This window comes from Bacteroides sp. MSB163 (assembly GCF_036416795.1).
GTDB lineage: Bacteria > Bacteroidota > Bacteroidia > Bacteroidales > Bacteroidaceae > Bacteroides > Bacteroides maternus.
In genome coordinates this window covers 1536602-1552372 of sequence record NZ_CP143867.1, presented here as the reverse complement: position 1 = coordinate 1552372, position 15771 = coordinate 1536602, and the positions used below count along the sequence as shown (strand labels likewise).

General features: G+C 40.8%; 8 protein-coding genes. 3 read left to right on the top strand and 5 right to left on the bottom strand.

The genetic code is table 11. The annotated features are described in order from the left end of the window. Window positions 1-3 precede the first annotated feature (3 nt). The 5 genes from VYM24_RS05330 to VYM24_RS05310 form a co-directional block, all read right to left on the bottom strand. Entirely contained in the window at window positions 4-3105 is a 3102-nt protein-coding gene (locus VYM24_RS05330; protein WP_330941672.1) for a SusC/RagA family TonB-linked outer membrane protein, read from the bottom strand. Window positions 3106-3287: 182 nt separating this feature from the next. Next, complete coding sequence (locus VYM24_RS05325; RefSeq protein ID WP_330941671.1) at window positions 3288-6389, bottom strand: GH116 family glycosyl hydrolase; 3102 nt, start codon at window positions 6387-6389, stop codon at window positions 3288-3290. 71 nt (window positions 6390-6460) lie between these two features. Beyond that, window positions 6461-9016, bottom strand: coding sequence for a GH116 family glycosyl hydrolase (locus VYM24_RS05320; RefSeq protein ID WP_330941670.1), 2556 nt, complete (start codon window positions 9014-9016; stop codon window positions 6461-6463). A gap of 34 nt (window positions 9017-9050) precedes the next feature. Then, a complete protein-coding gene (locus VYM24_RS05315; protein ID WP_330941669.1) occupies window positions 9051-9926 on the bottom strand; it encodes an FGGY-family carbohydrate kinase in 876 nt (291 codons plus the stop codon). A 413-nt stretch (window positions 9927-10339) separates the two neighbouring features. Next, on the bottom strand, window positions 10340-11425 hold the full coding sequence (locus VYM24_RS05310) for a hypothetical protein (RefSeq protein ID WP_330941668.1): 1086 nt from the start codon (window positions 11423-11425) through the stop codon (window positions 10340-10342). A gap of 223 nt (window positions 11426-11648) precedes the next feature. Between VYM24_RS05310 and VYM24_RS05305 the strand changes: the two genes are divergently transcribed. The 3 genes from VYM24_RS05305 to VYM24_RS05295 all read left to right on the top strand — a co-directional run bounded on the left by VYM24_RS05305 (window position 11649) and on the right by VYM24_RS05295 (window position 15757). After that, window positions 11649-12653: a LacI family DNA-binding transcriptional regulator gene (locus VYM24_RS05305; protein WP_294615497.1), complete on the top strand. Its 1005-nt coding sequence runs from the start codon at window positions 11649-11651 to the stop codon at window positions 12651-12653. Between the two features lie 78 nt (window positions 12654-12731). Beyond that, on the top strand, window positions 12732-14519 hold the full coding sequence (locus VYM24_RS05300; RefSeq protein ID WP_330941667.1) for an L-fucose isomerase: 1788 nt from the start codon (window positions 12732-12734) through the stop codon (window positions 14517-14519). Window positions 14520-14533: 14 nt separating this feature from the next. Next, window positions 14534-15757 carry a DUF6786 family protein gene (locus tag VYM24_RS05295; RefSeq protein ID WP_330941666.1) on the top strand — a complete coding sequence of 408 codons (1224 nt, stop codon included), beginning with the start codon at window positions 14534-14536 and terminating at the stop codon, window positions 15755-15757. Window positions 15758-15771: the final 14 nt, after the last annotated feature.

The following is a 15771-nucleotide window of genomic DNA, read 5'->3' as shown; positions in this document are numbered from 1 at the left end:
TTTTTAAAATTGTACATTCACACCTATAGAATATGTTCTGGAGAAAGGTATTAAGTTTTCATTATAGGGAGCTTCAGGATCAAATCCATCTGGTAAATTATCCCATTCAAATAGATTCATACCTGTTGCATAGACTCTTAGGTTTTCGACACCAATTTTCCTTGTAAGTTTGGTTGGAAATGTATAACCTATCTGGATTTCCTTCAATCGCAAATATCTGTTATTGAAATATTTATATGGTGCAGTCGACCACATATAATTGTTATTTTGGATACCTCCATCCTGAGTTAAACGAGGATATTCTGCATTCGGGCGGTCTGCACTCCAAGTGTTATGATAGAAATATTGGGATGATTGTTTCCAGACTTCTCCTCCTCCTGCATAAGTTCCATTTATACAATTCCATTTACCTACGCCTTGCAGGAATGCACTAAAATCAATTCCTTTCCAGTCGACTCCCAGGTTGATGCCATATAAATACCGTTGATTGTGAGTGCCTTTATATACAATGTCACCTGAGTTGGGGTCACCTTCCTTATATAATGTCGGTTCCAATATTCCATCTCCATCTTTATCTACATATTTGGCATCACCTACTCTTAGGTTAGTAGGAACTCCACCTTTTATCTTAGATTTATAATCTGCAAGATCAGCTTCGTCTTTAATGAATCCATCAAATTCATAAATGAAGAATGCATTGGTAGGATAACCCTCTACAAAGGCATTTAAACCATGTCCTGGATTTCTGGAATCACTTAAAGAAACAACTTTGGTTTTATTATCGCTTAAAGTTACTCCCAGTCTATAACCAACTTTACCTATTTTATCTTTCCAGTTCAGTGTAAGTTCCCAACCGTTGGTTCTGACATGAGCTCCATTGATAGAGGGGGCACTTGTTCCCAAAATGGTAGGAAATTCTTCTGCATAAAACATATTTTTATTCTCTTTGATAAAATAATCGAAAGTACCATTTAAGCGATTATTCAATAAACCGAAATCGATTCCGGCATTATAAGTCTCAATGGTTTCCCATGTTCTGTCAACGGCAGGCATACCTCCTAATGATGCATTAGGAACTTTCAATGGGTTATTGGAATCTCCGAATGGATATTGTCCACCTACAAAAATATATTGATAATGATCATATAATCCAATACCTGCCTGATTACCCAACTGTCCCCAGGAAAGTCTGATTTTTAAATTGTTCAGATAATCCTTGACAGGTGTGAAGAAGTTTTCATTGGAAATGATCCATGAGCCGGAAACACCCCAGAAATCTTCCCATTTATGACCTTTGGCGAATTTAGAAGAACCGTCATTACGATAAGTAGCTTCAACAAAGACACGATTATCCCAATTGTAGCCTAAACGTCCGAAAATGGAAGTAATAGCCCATGCGTTGGCATATTCATCATTATATTGTTGTTCTGCATCTCCTAAACCCAATACAGGCAATTCATCGGTAATCAGATTATAACGATAGGCATTGAATCCTCTGCTGTCGAGTTCTTCATGGGAAGCACCGAACATTGCATTGAACATATGCTTATCTGTAATATTGAAATTGTAGTTGGCATGCAAAGATGTAACTATATGTTCATTTCTGCCATAAAGAGATTCTGTCTTAGTTTTTCCGCCTTCCCAGTAATCTATGACATCGTAGTTTAGAGAACCATCCCAGTGGTAGGTCTGATGTCTTTTGCGATAATACTTCTCATCGGTGATGTCATAATTCAATGACATGTCACCTGTAATGGTTAAGTTTTTGATAGGGGTGATGTCAAAGCCTAACTGTGTGTAGTAAGAATAATAAGTCTTCCATTTATTGCCTGTATGCTGTGCATAAGCAATTGGATTGCCAAAACCACCGGAAGCATAATACTCGCCTTGAGGATTGTAGGTAGGCTGGCAGTTCCAGGTCCAGTAGGTTAACCATGCCAGATGGTCGATATTATAAGGCTCTGTTACTTTTTTGCGGCCTACATATACGTTGGAGCGGAGCTTAATATACTTATTCAGATTATATTCATATTTGAAACGTCCCCAATATTTTTTATTATTATGTTCTCCATAGTTGAACATGGAACCTTGATCAAGATAGCCGATAGAAGCATAATAATTGGATCTTTCTGTACCTCCGGATATAGATAGGTTGTGTGAATGGTCAAAAGCTGTTCCATACATCTCATCCCACCAGTCATGCCAGCCCAATACTAAGTCAGGAGTATCACCAAACGGACCTTTCACAACTTGAGGATCCTTGGAATAGATATCAGCAGTTTCTACATATGGAAGTAAATGGGTAAAGAAGTGATTGGTTATTCCATCGTTGGCATATAATTCACCCATCATTTCAATGTGCTGCAGAACGTTTACTTTTTGAGGTACGCTGGCAGGAGCATTAAAAGTAAAATTACCGGTATAGCTGATTGTCGGTTTTGCTGTTTTACCTTTTTTAGTGGTAACCAATAGGACACCGCCTGCTGCGCGTGCACCATAAATAGCTGCTTGTGCATCCTTCAGAATAGTAATGTTTTCAATATCCTGTGGGTTAATCTTATTTAGGGCATCTGCATTATTATCTTTATACGGAATGCCATCTACTACTACCAGAATTCCCGGATCTGAACGGGATGTAACCCCTCTGACCTGAATGGAATAACCTTCTTCACCAACTTTACCTTGATTTGTTCTTCTGATTTCCATACCGGGAACCACACCTTGCAAAAGCTCAGCTGTGTTTGTTACCGGTCTGTTCATTAATTTATCAGAGTTGACCAAATCTACTGCACCGGTAGTGGTAGCCCTTGTTTTTGTACCATAGCCGATGGCTACTACTTCCTGAAGCATTACGGCATCTTCTTTCAGTCTGACATTAATAACAGACTTCTTTCCTACCTCTACTTTTTCTGATTTCATTCCAACAAAGGAGAAAACCAATGTTTTTCCATCCTGAGTTGTAATTTCATACTTACCATCTACATCTGTGATAGTTCCGGTGGCTGTACCTTCTATCGTTACTGAAACACCAGGCATAGGATTACCTTCTAAATCTTCAACTACGCCATGTACTACCTTTTGTTGTGCCCATAGCGGAGTTCCCACTATCAAGCAAATTGCAAGCAAAATTGTTGCTAAGCATCTGTTTTTACATGCTGATTTCATAATTAATTGATTTAATGTAACAAAAAAGAAAAATTGTTTATTGTATTTTGAAGTAATATGCTCCAAAGTGGCATGTGTTTTGAAGCCCATGCAACACACCACTTTGGAAACATATATTGTTCTTACTCAAAGGTTATCTGCAATTTGTCTCCCAAACGCATCTGCAAACCGTTTAATGATATTTCAGTATAACCATTTGTATTTGCAGCACTGACAGCAATATCCTGATTGTTTAATGAAGCTTTTATATTATTGATGCCTGTTCCTGTCGGTAAATTAACTTGTAACTTATCAAGGTACAAACGACCAAATTTCACTTCCACACAATTAGTTTGTTTATTGTTTTTTCGGCTTTGTGAGATATTTCCCCATCCTTCGGCTGCATTAAAGAATCCGGTAAAATCATCTTTCCTGAGTTTCGGATCAAATCCCATAATGCCTTTAGGACCGTCATACCAATAACCTTGTATTGCTTGTAGTACTCCATAGGATGCCATAGCCCGAGCATAATGATCGCCACATTCTATTTCATTCCACGGATTGTGTTTCTTACCATCGTAACGTGAGTGAATAGCTTTGACTATGGCTAAACCTTCGTCTATCATGTCACGTTTTATCATTTCAGTTGCAACTTGATATTCAATACCGGTCCAGACCTCATCGCGATATCTTACTCCATCTTCCCCCGGATGTTTACTGTAAGGCCATGTACATATGAATAATCCGGGTTCTCCGGCATGAGCATAATATCTCTCCGGAAGGTGAGCTTCACTCTGAGCTTTCACATCATTTGTCCAATTGAATTTCCAGATAGAACGTAATGCCTTGTTGATAGCATCTGTCGGATAAATATCTCCTAATCTATAAAGAGAAGCCCATGTCTGACCAAAAAGCTGATCACTTAAACAACCTTTACTGTATTGGTATTTGGGATATTCTTTTTCATCTACATCTTGATAGAAATACTCACCATTCCACAGGCGATCCATGGTGTTCTTACTACCTGCTGTATATATTTTCTTGTAATAATTAGCAGCGACAGTATCTTTCATGATGTAAGCCATCTTTTCACCAGCTCTCAATGCAGCCAGATAAAGTGCTCCTACATAGGTGTTGGCACCATTAAATGAAATGTCATATGTATTCGGTTGAGTTTTGACGATCAGACCATCTTCATTGCCATCCTCATTTATAATATATTGCAAAGAACGCTTTATTTTATCCCAGTTCCTTGATAAGAAGAAGTTGTTTTTGGACATCAGATGTTCACGATACATGCGTAGAATAACGCTTGCGTGGCCATCAATCAAAACCCCATGTTCTCCATTGCGTGATAAAATGGCTCCGTCTTCTCTGAGTGAAACGCTATAATCCGTCTTTTCACGCAGATTACGTTCCAGTTCAGGGAATAGGGCAGCCATTGATTGAGCATATCCCCAAACATGCGTGCAAGTTCCTTCGCAAGAGCCTACACCTTCCCATGCCCAGAATTTATCGGTGGCCCACCATTGGCAGGTTTCGGTTGCTAATGTAGAAATAGGCATCATCACGCGTTGTACCAACCAGTAAGGCAGGTTAGTCTCATTGTAGTAAGTATTGTGGAAGTTATGAGTTTCTTGTGCTAATTCTGCATAATTCTCATGTAGTTGTTCTGCAACATCTAAAGAAGAATCATACCAGTTGGAATACATATTACCGATAGCTGGACTGTTGGGCGGCAATGGTTTATTCCATTCAGAACCTTTATAACTTAACGGGCGGTTTGGGAAATACCATGAAAGTACAAACGTTACTTCCTTAGATTCTCCGGGCTGTAAGGTCATAGATGAGCTTAATGCGCCATTTATTTTATTACCAAGTTCTGTTTCTGCATATTCCACATTATTTTTTGAATCATCAGCTGTAGCTGTTGCGTTATTATCAAAGACAGATAAAGCAAGATTTCCGAAATATGTATGTGATTTATCAATGGTTGTTGCCGGAGCAGCTACAGGAGAATTAGAGAACTCTATATTGTCAACACTGATATGCCCCCAATCACCTTCTACACTATCTACGATTTCCAGATAAGCTTTTTTTCCTTTATATTTTGATACATCCCAATTACGTGGGAGGAAATCTTCATTATTATTGCCAGTTGCAGACATTGTCACTTTGCCATCGATAACTAAATTGATACAAGTTTTCCCTGGATGAGAACCACCTGCGATATTGAAGGAAATGAACTTATGCTTGATGGTAAATGGCTTGGAAGTTAATTTACCAACAGGCTTATCATAGTTTGTATATGAATTGGCTAAGTAATTGCCATAATCACCGCCAAAAGGATTTTGATTGCATTGTTCTCCGGGAGAAGGTTTTCTTCCGAAAGCCGTTCCTTCTACTTTCCAGCGATTATAAGTTCCGCTTTCAAAATTTTCAAATACTTCATATTTACGGCTTTTATCAGAGGTTTTGATTGGCAGGTTATCCACTCTCATATCCATGTAAACTGATTTCCAACCATTATTATCAATAACTTTATTTTGTAGCATTCCCTCTGCACGTCCTTTTAAATCAATGCATACCAGGTTTTGCATCCAACCTTCCAAATTGGCTGTAACTTTTCTATCCGACACGTTTTTTACTGTGTATTTCATGATTGTTGCCGGAGTAGCAGATTTTTTAGCATCCAGTGGAACAAATGGTGAATAAATCTCTGCGGAAACTTTTACTGGTAGATTCTCATTTTTGTGTCCGTACTCAATAAAAGCAATCGGATATTCACCTATAAATGCAATGTCATCAAAGTCTTTTTTATTTAGTTCTTTTGTTACCGTTTTACTACCGTCGTCTACGGTTATTTTGAATCCCTGATCGATATAGCTCGCCGGTTCAAATGTTTGGTAACAGACTTTCCAAGGTCCTAGAGGGGTATCGAAGTTCAATAACCAGTCAATTCCATAACCTGTGTTATAAGCATTATTGGCAATCCACCAGTTGGCTAATGTCCCATCGCCACGAACATATAACTGTCCGGCACAAATACCTCCAACCGGCATGCCGATTGTTGTAAGTTCATCGCCTTTGTATACTTTTCTTTCACCTTTCGTTTCCTTGTTTCCAATGAATGATTTGATATCACCTTTATCTAAAGATACTTTATGATCAGGTGAATACTGGGAAAAGGAAGGTAAAGATAAGGACATTAAACATGAAAGTGTTAATAATTTAATTCGCTTCATAATCTTTTGTTTTGTAATTAGAAATAATTGAAAACAATCTATATTACCTTATTTTTAATACCTAATCTACCTTAATTTGCCTGATATTTGAAATCTGTTTTGTTGCCGGAAACAATGCAAGATTCAATATCAAGACTGCCATAAACAACATTGATAATGGGTTTTCCCTGTTGTACTTCAACTGTTCCGAATCCTGTATTTGTGGATAAAAATGTTTTAAAACTATCACCTATTTTGGAGTCTATATATAAAATGTGGTCTACTGCGTCATAGCGGAGTCCTGTTAGGGCTTGAAGCAGGCTATAGCTTGATAGTGCACGTGCATACCAACCTCCACATTCATATTCATTAAATGGATTTCGTGCTTTACCATCGTAGCGCTCGCGTACTGTACGGACAATATCGAGGCCTTTTTCAACTTCACCTTCAAAAATCAAGTGGGAAGCAACCTGATATTCGATTCCCGTCCATACTTCATCGCTGTAGACAAATGGAAGACTTAGTTTTCCCCCTTTAGGCCAGGTACATAATAAAACTCCCCCATCTTTACCAAGCCCGTAAGTGGGGCGTTGAGGATTTGCATGATCACTTAAATCTTTACGAAGATTATATTTATAAATAGAGTTCAGATGACTTTTTACTTTAGCTTTGTCGATGGGTTCATCTAAACCTGCTACCAGAGACATCCAACAACCGATGATACCATCTGATAAACAACCTTTGCCATATTGATATTTAGGACCTTCTTTTATAAGGATGGCGCGTGCTTCTTCCGAATAATCGCTGTTCCAGTTCTTCTCGGCTATAGCTATCGGATCCGGTGATTTTAGATTCTCCCATTGTATATTCTGGATGAAGTATTCTCCGTCATATAATTTTGTTTCCATGTAATCTTTACTTTTTGCAAGCAATGATTCGTATTCGGAAACATTTTCATTTAAGGCTTTACCTAATTGTATGAAACTTTGTAAGGCGGCTGCATAAAAGCTGGTACACATACCGTCAGCGCCCCAGAATTCAATGTCGTATGTATTATGATGCGGTTCTTCTAATGCACCTACACGTCGCGGGTCCCAAGTATCAATGCAATAGTCAAGGCTGTTTTTTACCTGAGGGTACATCATACGTAGCCAATCGGCATCTCCACTAATTCTCCAATCACGATAAATTTTGATAATGCCACCTAATTGTCCGTCTGCTGCTGCATGGAAATCATGTTTCACGGCCCGGATGGGAATATTGGTTCTGAACATTTGGTGTCCTTCTTTATTCTGACTTATAAAGAATTCACTTTCACGTAGAGTTCTCTCCATTGCCGGAAAGAGGTGGGGTATGGCTTGTGCATAGTTCCATACATGTGTACAAGAACCATGGCAAGAACCCCAGGTATCACCACATCCTTCGAAATTCCACAGGCGTCCGTCATGTTGGCGCATTACGGTTGGCGATTTGAGAATAGAGAGGTTGGAACTTACGGCATCAATAACCTCTGCTGGTAAGGTAGTATTATAAAATGTATTTGTAAATAGTTCGGTTTTATGTTTAAGCTCATCATATTTCGATAACCAATATTCTGAAACTTCATTAATATCAGCAAAATAGCTACTATACCAGGGACGATAACACTGAGGAGTTTCCATTTTTTCAACAGTAGGACACTCTGTAGATTTATCATTTTCTGAAATAGCGTCAGCACCAATACGCATATTGGTATCGGGAACATACCATGCCATATGTAAACGAAGCGAATACGTTTCACCGGCTTTTACTTTGAAAGGCACGTATAATGAAGCGCCGGGAGCTTCTTCTTTTACAGGAGCATTTTCTACTATTTTCCCATCAGCAATGGCATTCCATGCCATAGTTAAAGGGTCCCACCATCCACCACGGAACCAGCAATAATTTACTTTTGTTGCATCTGTATTGGTGTAGATAGCAAAATCGCCTTTCAGATGCTTTTCAGTATCTGAAGCTTCTTGTGATAGAATAAAGCCGTTTTTCATGGCACGAATTGTATGGGGAGCTCCATGCATTGCCATAAAGTTGCGTGTGTTATATGAAAAGACAGCTTCTATATCTTGATCCGATGTATTGGTGAAGGCATATTCAAGGGCTCCGACAGGTAAACTGGAATTATCCTGATCAGTCGGAATAAAAGGACTCCATCCTCTCAATTCAACATTCAGAGGAATGTCTTTATCTGATAAACGAATGGATGCAAATGGGAAACGCGAACTAAAACTTGCATTTTCAAATCGAGGCAATCCCCAGGAGGTCAAAGGTCCTCCCAAAGCCGATTCCGGTCCACCAAATTTTTTGCGGTCAGGAACAGGTCCTTCTAAAACTTTGGAACCTTTCTCGTATCCTTTAACATGTATAGCGGCAAACATGCAAGGTTCGTTAAATATATTGGGCTGATGCCTGACTGACATATTAGAAATGGCACCAGTGCCTTCCAGACAAAACATACCGACACCCATTCCTCCAATAGGAAATGCTATGCGGTTCAGGAATTCTCCCTTGTATTCTTTGTTGTATTCGCTAATCTGTGGTTCATTTTGTCCTTGATTATGGCAAGAACAGACTGAGATAAGAACAATAGTTCCTATGACTAAAAGATTTTTCATATTAGATGTTTTTTCTGATTAAAACTAAAGGGGACTATTTGAGTATTTCTGCTATTTTTAAGTATTTCTTGTAGAGTATTTCATAAACCCTTGCCCTTTCGGTGTCCGGTTTATATTCCACTTCAATATCCGCCCCCATATACTTCATGGCTTCCATGATGTCCTGATATACTCCCGCGGCCACCGCTGCAAACATAGCCGCCCCGAGTGCGCAAGTCTGCTGTGAGCGCACGATGCGAATGGGCATATTCAGCACATCAGCCAAAGTCTGCATGACAAAAGGGGCCTTTTTGCTGATTCCTCCAATGCCGTTGACAGAATCAATATGCAGACCTTGTGCTTTCATATGCTCTACAATACGCCGGGAGCCGAATGCGGTGGCTTCGACAAGGGCTTTGAATACCTCCGGGGCAGTGCTTCCCAGTGTCAGTCCTGCAATCATGCCTTTCACATTCTGATCGGCATACGGCGTGCGGCGCCCGTTCATCCAGTCAAGGGCAACGATGTCATTTTCAGAAAGTTTCAAGGCTTGTGCTTCCCGGGCCAATTCAATCAGCATGGTGTCCATGACTTTCTGTTTGGCTTCTCCTTCGGGAATGTTCTTCAAGGGCCATGACATGAATTTCCTGAACCATGCATAGATGTCTCCGAAAGCTGATTGTCCGGCTTCCAGGCCAATGAATCCGGGAAGTACGGAACCGTCTACCTGTCCGCAGATACCTTCTATGCATCGGTCTCCTATTTCATGTTTCTCTGCCACCATGATGTCGCAGGTGGAGGTTCCCATGATGCGTGTAAGTACCCCTGGTGCTACCGAAGCTCCCACGGCTCCCATGTGTGCATCGAGTGCTCCTACGGCTACGGCGATGCCTTGAGGTAAGCCCAGTTTACCGGCCCATTCGGCGGTCAACGTGCCGGCACGGGTGTCACTGGTGTAAGGTTGCGTGAAAAGATGGGGGAGGATTCTGTTCAGGGAGGGATTAAGTTCTAAAAGAACTTCGCAGAGAGAAACAATTGATACTTATATCATATAGAATTATGGATATAAAAGAGAAGTAGTAGAAATTGAGTTATATTTCCACTGTATTATTATATTCTCACAGCTTCTGTGCGGATTATGAATATATTTGCGCTATACTTTCTCCTTACTTACTTCTTACCTACTCCCTACCTTCTCCTTCTTATAATAGCATAAGGAGAAGGTCAGAAGTAGCTAAGAAAAAGATAAAAGTCAGATATGGAACTGAAGCGAACGAATATGTATTGAAAAAATACAAAATAGCATTTTATGCCTCATTGTTGCACGGTAATATAGCATCAATGCTATAAACCGTCTGAGGTAAGCCCTGTAGTAATTCCTGATATAACCTCTTCCCATGAAAGAGGAGTGATGCCGAATACATAACTCTGTCCGGAACGGAAAGGTTCCGTCAATTCGAAATTTTCATAAGAAATGCCGCCGGGAATAGGGGATTTACTTGCCCAGTAGGTATAACGACCATTTACTACCCCTTCTAATTCATTACTTGGTTTAGGACAATACCAATATTGAGTAGCTTTTTTTCCTGTATATTTCCAATGTGTATGGGTATCCTCGGCATAAACCGCTTTAGCAGGGTCCTCTTCATCAGGAGAAGCGATGAACCAGGCACCTCCGTTCTTATCTTTTATCATTTCAGATAAAGGGGTATGGTTATGTTCTGTAAAATTGCTTTCCTTATAAGTTGGCCATAACTGACCGGCCTTTTTGTTTTTTCCATTTGCAAGATGCAATGTTCTGAGTCGGGCCTTGTTGCCCATTGTCGCTGTAAGTATAAATCGGCTTAGTTCGTCGGAGTCCTCAGTGGTATATCCGGTTATCTCAAATTCGTAAGGTTTTCCCGCTGTGAATTTAATTCGTACATAAACATCTGCTCCATTATCAAATGTCTCGCAGAAGAGATATACGGTCAGTGTCTCGACTCCATTTTCATTGGATATGACTCCATGCGCCGGATAATATTTATCGGGAAAAGAAGGTGCTTCAGGCGTATTGCTACTCCAAAAGCGTTTTCCGCGAACATCATCCAGCTCACTCCATTCCAATTCGGACAGTCCTCTGATGTTTTTTGCTTTGTCTATGGGTTCGAATGCAATAAAATTAGTTACCACAAAATTATCATGCCCTAAATAAGGAGTATAAATACGTATCAGTCCACGTGGACCGTCGAGCGGAGCAATCCCTATCCGGATGCCATCGGCAAATCCCCATATCGGTTGTGCTTTGGTGTTTTGGGCAGGCTGCACCCATATCCCGTTTTCTTCCGGAACTGCTAAAGTTTTAGGATCAATTTTCAAATCAGTTTGTCCGTAGCAAAAATACGTTCCGGCTACAAAAAATAAAATGGCAAATAGAATCTTGGTTTTCATTGTCTTAAAGATTTAAATTAGTTTTTTATATGATGTTTATGGCAGGTTACAGTGATTTCACGCTGCAAATATAAAATTGTTATAACGAATTAGCAAAATAATTTGCTATTTTAATTTTTATGTTTATATTTGCAGCGTAGTAAAGTACTAAATAGTACATTATCAGTAGATAAATGAAAAACATAATATTCTACTATAGCAAAAACGTTATACTGAAAAACATATGTCAGCACTAAAAAAAGTATCGCTAAAAGACATTGCTGAAGCCGCAGGAGTATCAACAGCACTGGTTTCATTCGTACTGAACGGTAAGAAGAAAGAATATCGTGTAGGTGAGGAAACAGCCAAGCGTATATTGAAGATAGCTCAAGAAATGAACTATCAACCCAATATTGCCGCTAAGAGCCTTCGTAGTGGGCGGACTAAAACAATTGGCGTAGTGATATCTGACATATCCAACCCTTTTTTCTCACAATTAGCCCGTATACTGGAAGACGAGGCAACGAAACGTGGATATACCGTCCTGTTCGGTAGTTCTGATGAAGACACAGAGAAAATGAACCGTGTTGTGAGCAACCTTATTAATAAAGGTGTAGATGGATTGATTATTGTTCCCTGTGAAAATTCGGAAAAGTCCATTGCCTCATTGGTAGATAACAATGTTCCCATTGTTCTTTTCGACCGCTATTTCCCCGAAATAAATGTCAGCTATGTAGCTCTAAACAATTATAATGCAACTTATACCGCAACTAAATATCTATTGGATTCAGGTTATAATGCCCCCTGTATAGTGGCTTATGATATAAATCTGATTCATATGAAGGAGCGTATTCGCGGATATAAGAAAGCAATGGAGGATGCCGGCAAGAAACGATTGGCAAATGTCATTTTCCTGAAACAGGATGCTCCAAGAAAATCGGCCGACCGTTTATTGCCCAAAATGATTGAAGGAGGAGCAGATGCATTTCTGTTCGCGACAAATATGATCTCAATAGCCTGCTTATATACCATAAAGGATTTGGGACAGGAGGTTATTAATAAAATAGGATTAGTAGGATTTGATGGTACTCCCGCATTCGACTTTTTCAGTGCGCCTATATCCTATGTTCAACAACCCGCAGAAGTATTGGTACAGAAGGCGCTTGGAATACTGATAGACAATATTGCTAATGGTAATACTGTGCAGTCGGTACTTGCTGATGGGGTATTTATAGAAATAACCCCTTAACCGGGGCTATTTTTTTTAAATATTTGCTTAATCGATTTAGTTAATTAACAGTATTAATCTATATAAATCTATTTACCCATGACTCATTCAAGACTTATCGGTGGAAAGCCGAAAATTGGTATTCGGCCTATTATTGATGGCCGTCGCGGGGGTATCCGCGAATCACTGGAAGATATGACCATGACTATGGCCCATAAAGTAGCAGAGCTTTATTCTTCATCTTTACGTCACAGTGATGGCACACCTGTGGAATGTATCATAGCAGATACCACTATCGGCGGTGTGGCTGAAGCAGCTATGGCAGCAGAGAAATTCCGTAATAATGGAGTAGGAGTAGTACTCTCTGTTACTCCCTGTTGGTGTTACGGATTCGAGACAATTAACATGGATGGTGAAATGCCGAAAGCCATCTGGGGATTTAACGGAACCGAGCGTCCGGGCGCTGTTTATTTGGCTTCTGCTCTGGCAGGACATACACAGAAAGGATTGCCGGCATTTGGCATTTATGGGCGGGACGTACAGGAAATCGGTAATACGGAAATTCCGGAAGATGTGCAAGAGAAACTATTGCGTTTTGCCCGTGCAGGTTTGGCTGTTGCAACCATGAAAGGTAAATCTTATCTTTCGATAGGAAGCGTGTCCATGGGCATTGCCGGTTCTATCCCCAATCCGGATTTCTTTCAGGAATATCTGGGCATGCGTAATGAATATGTAGATGCCAGTGAGATAGAGCGTCGTGTTCAGTTGGGTATTTATGATCACGAGGAATTTGACCGCGCCATGGCATGGACGGAAAAGTATTGCAAAAGCAATGAAGGAAAGGATTTCAATCCGGAACATCTGGTATATTCCCGTGAGGAAAAGGATGCGCGTTGGGAATACGTGATAAAAATGACTCTTATTTTCCGTGACATGATGATCGGTAATCCTAAATTGGCAGAGATGGGCTTTAAGGAAGAAGCAATGGGGCATAATGCCATCGCCGCAGGCTTCCAGGGGCAACGTCAGTGGACAGACTTCAAGCCAGATGGTGATTTTACTGAAGCTATACTGAATAGCTCATTCGATTGGAACGGTATTCGTGAAGCATTTACTTTTGCTACGGAAAATGACACGTTGAACGGCACTTCCATGCTTTTTGGACATTTATTATCAAATACGGCACAGATATTTGCTGACGTACGTACCTATTGGAGTCCGAAGGCAGTGGAACGGGTAACCGGCAAAAAACTGGAAGGCAAAGCTGCCAATGGTTTCATTCACCTCATTAACTCAGGTTCTTGCACGCTGGACGGAACAGGACTTCAAACCCGTGACGGAAAACCTGTAATGAAACCTTTCTGGGAAATATCTGAGGAAGAAGTTGAGGCATGCCTTGCTGCAACCACATGGTATCCGGCTTCCCGCGAATACATGCGTGGCGGTGGATATTCTTCTCAATTCCTGACCCGTGGTGAAATGCCTGTAACCATGTGCCGGTTGAATCTTGTAAAAGGACAAGGACCTGTACTTCAGATAGCTGAAGGTTGGGCGGTTAATCTGGATGAGGATGTTTTCAAGGCTATCAATGAGCGTACCGACCGTACATGGCCTTCCACTTTCTTTGCTCCACGCCTGACAGGTAAAGGTTGTTTCCGCGATGTATATACCGTTATGAATCGTTGGGGTGCCAATCATGGCGCTATCAGCTATGGTCATACGGGTGCTGATTTGATTACACTGGCTTCCATGCTCCGTATTCCCGTATGCATGCACAATGTTCCTGAGGAAAATATTTTCCGTCCCAGCGCATGGTCTGCCTTCGGTGAAGACGTGGAAGGTAGTGATTATAGAGCTTGTAAAAATTACGGACCTCTCTATAAATGAAAAACATGAGAATTATGTTGCAACTAATCAATTTGAAAAACACTCTGCTTGTAGGTGCGGTTACGTTACTCGCATCTTGCAGCGGACAAAAAGAAGTTAAGATGGGAAGTTATGCTTATGATGCCCAATTCCTGAAAGAGAATGGCATAGAATACACTGAACTGGTTTCTGCCGATGGAAATTCTAAAGTCATGATTGTTCCGGCATGGCAGGGGCGGGTGATGACTACTTCGGCTTCCGGTGACGAGGGCGATAGCTACGGATGGATTAACTACCGCTTTATTCGTGAGGGAAAGGTCAGCCCGCAGTTCAATCCTGTAGGAGGTGAAGAGCGTTTCTGGTTGGGTCCCGAAGGCGGCCCGTTCTCACTCTATTTTAAGGAGGGGCAGGAGCAGGTTTATGATAACTGGGTAGTTCCCACTGTGCTCGACACGGAAGCCTTTGCCATTAAGTCACAGGATGATAGCAGTGTTCATTTCGTGAAGGACACCCGTCTGACAAATGCTTCAGGTACTACTTTCGACATGAATATCGACCGTACGGTGTCATTGATGAATACTGATGAAGTGGCTGCGGATTTCGGTATACAACTTTCACAAGGTATGAAAATAGTAGCTTATAAGAGTGAGAATAAGATTACTAATACGGGCGATAGCGCATGGACAAAAGAGGGCGGACTGGTGTCGGTATGGATGCTCGGCTGTTTTAATCCCACACCTACCACTACCGTCTTTATTCCATATAAGGAAGATGCGGAAGGGACGATTGTAAATGATGAGTATTTCGGCAAAATCCCGGCAGATAGGTTAATCAAAGAGGAAGGTATCATCTATTTCAAGATAGATGGAAAATATCGTTCAAAGTTAGGATTGCCGGCTTCACGCGCAACAAGCCTGTGTGGAAGTTATGACTCGTCAAAAGGTGTACTGACTATCTTGTGGTGCAGCCTGCCCGAAACTCCTTCAGCTTATGTGAATGGACAATGGGGACCACAGGAAGACCCGTTTGAGGGTGATGTCATCAATTCTTACAATGACGGTCCGGTGGAAGACGGTTCTATCATGGGACCTTTCTATGAGATTGAAACATCTTCTCCGGGAGCGGAACTTGCACCGGGTGCATCGTTGGTACATACACAGAAAGTAATTCACATACAGGGTGAAGATGGACAGTTGGCTCCTATCGTACAGAAATTATTCGGAGCAGATTTGAATGTAATTAAGACAAAGTTTCAATAGGGTAACTATATAAT

What these genes read in the sequence shown, in the direction of transcription:
- VYM24_RS05325 (WP_330941671.1), bottom strand. Translation starts at nt 6,389, where the DNA reads ATGAAGCGAATTAAATTATTAACACTTTCATGTTTAATGTCCTTATCT.
- VYM24_RS05320 (WP_330941670.1), bottom strand. Translation starts at nt 9,016, where the DNA reads ATGAAAAATCTTTTAGTCATAGGAACTATTGTTCTTATCTCAGTCTGT.
- VYM24_RS05310 (WP_330941668.1), bottom strand. Translation starts at nt 11,425, where the DNA reads ATGAAAACCAAGATTCTATTTGCCATTTTATTTTTTGTAGCCGGAACG.
- VYM24_RS05305 (WP_294615497.1), top strand. Translation starts at nt 11,649, where the DNA reads ATGTCAGCACTAAAAAAAGTATCGCTAAAAGACATTGCTGAAGCCGCA.
- VYM24_RS05300 (WP_330941667.1), top strand. Translation starts at nt 12,732, where the DNA reads ATGACTCATTCAAGACTTATCGGTGGAAAGCCGAAAATTGGTATTCGG.
- VYM24_RS05295 (WP_330941666.1), top strand. Translation starts at nt 14,534, where the DNA reads ATGTTGCAACTAATCAATTTGAAAAACACTCTGCTTGTAGGTGCGGTT.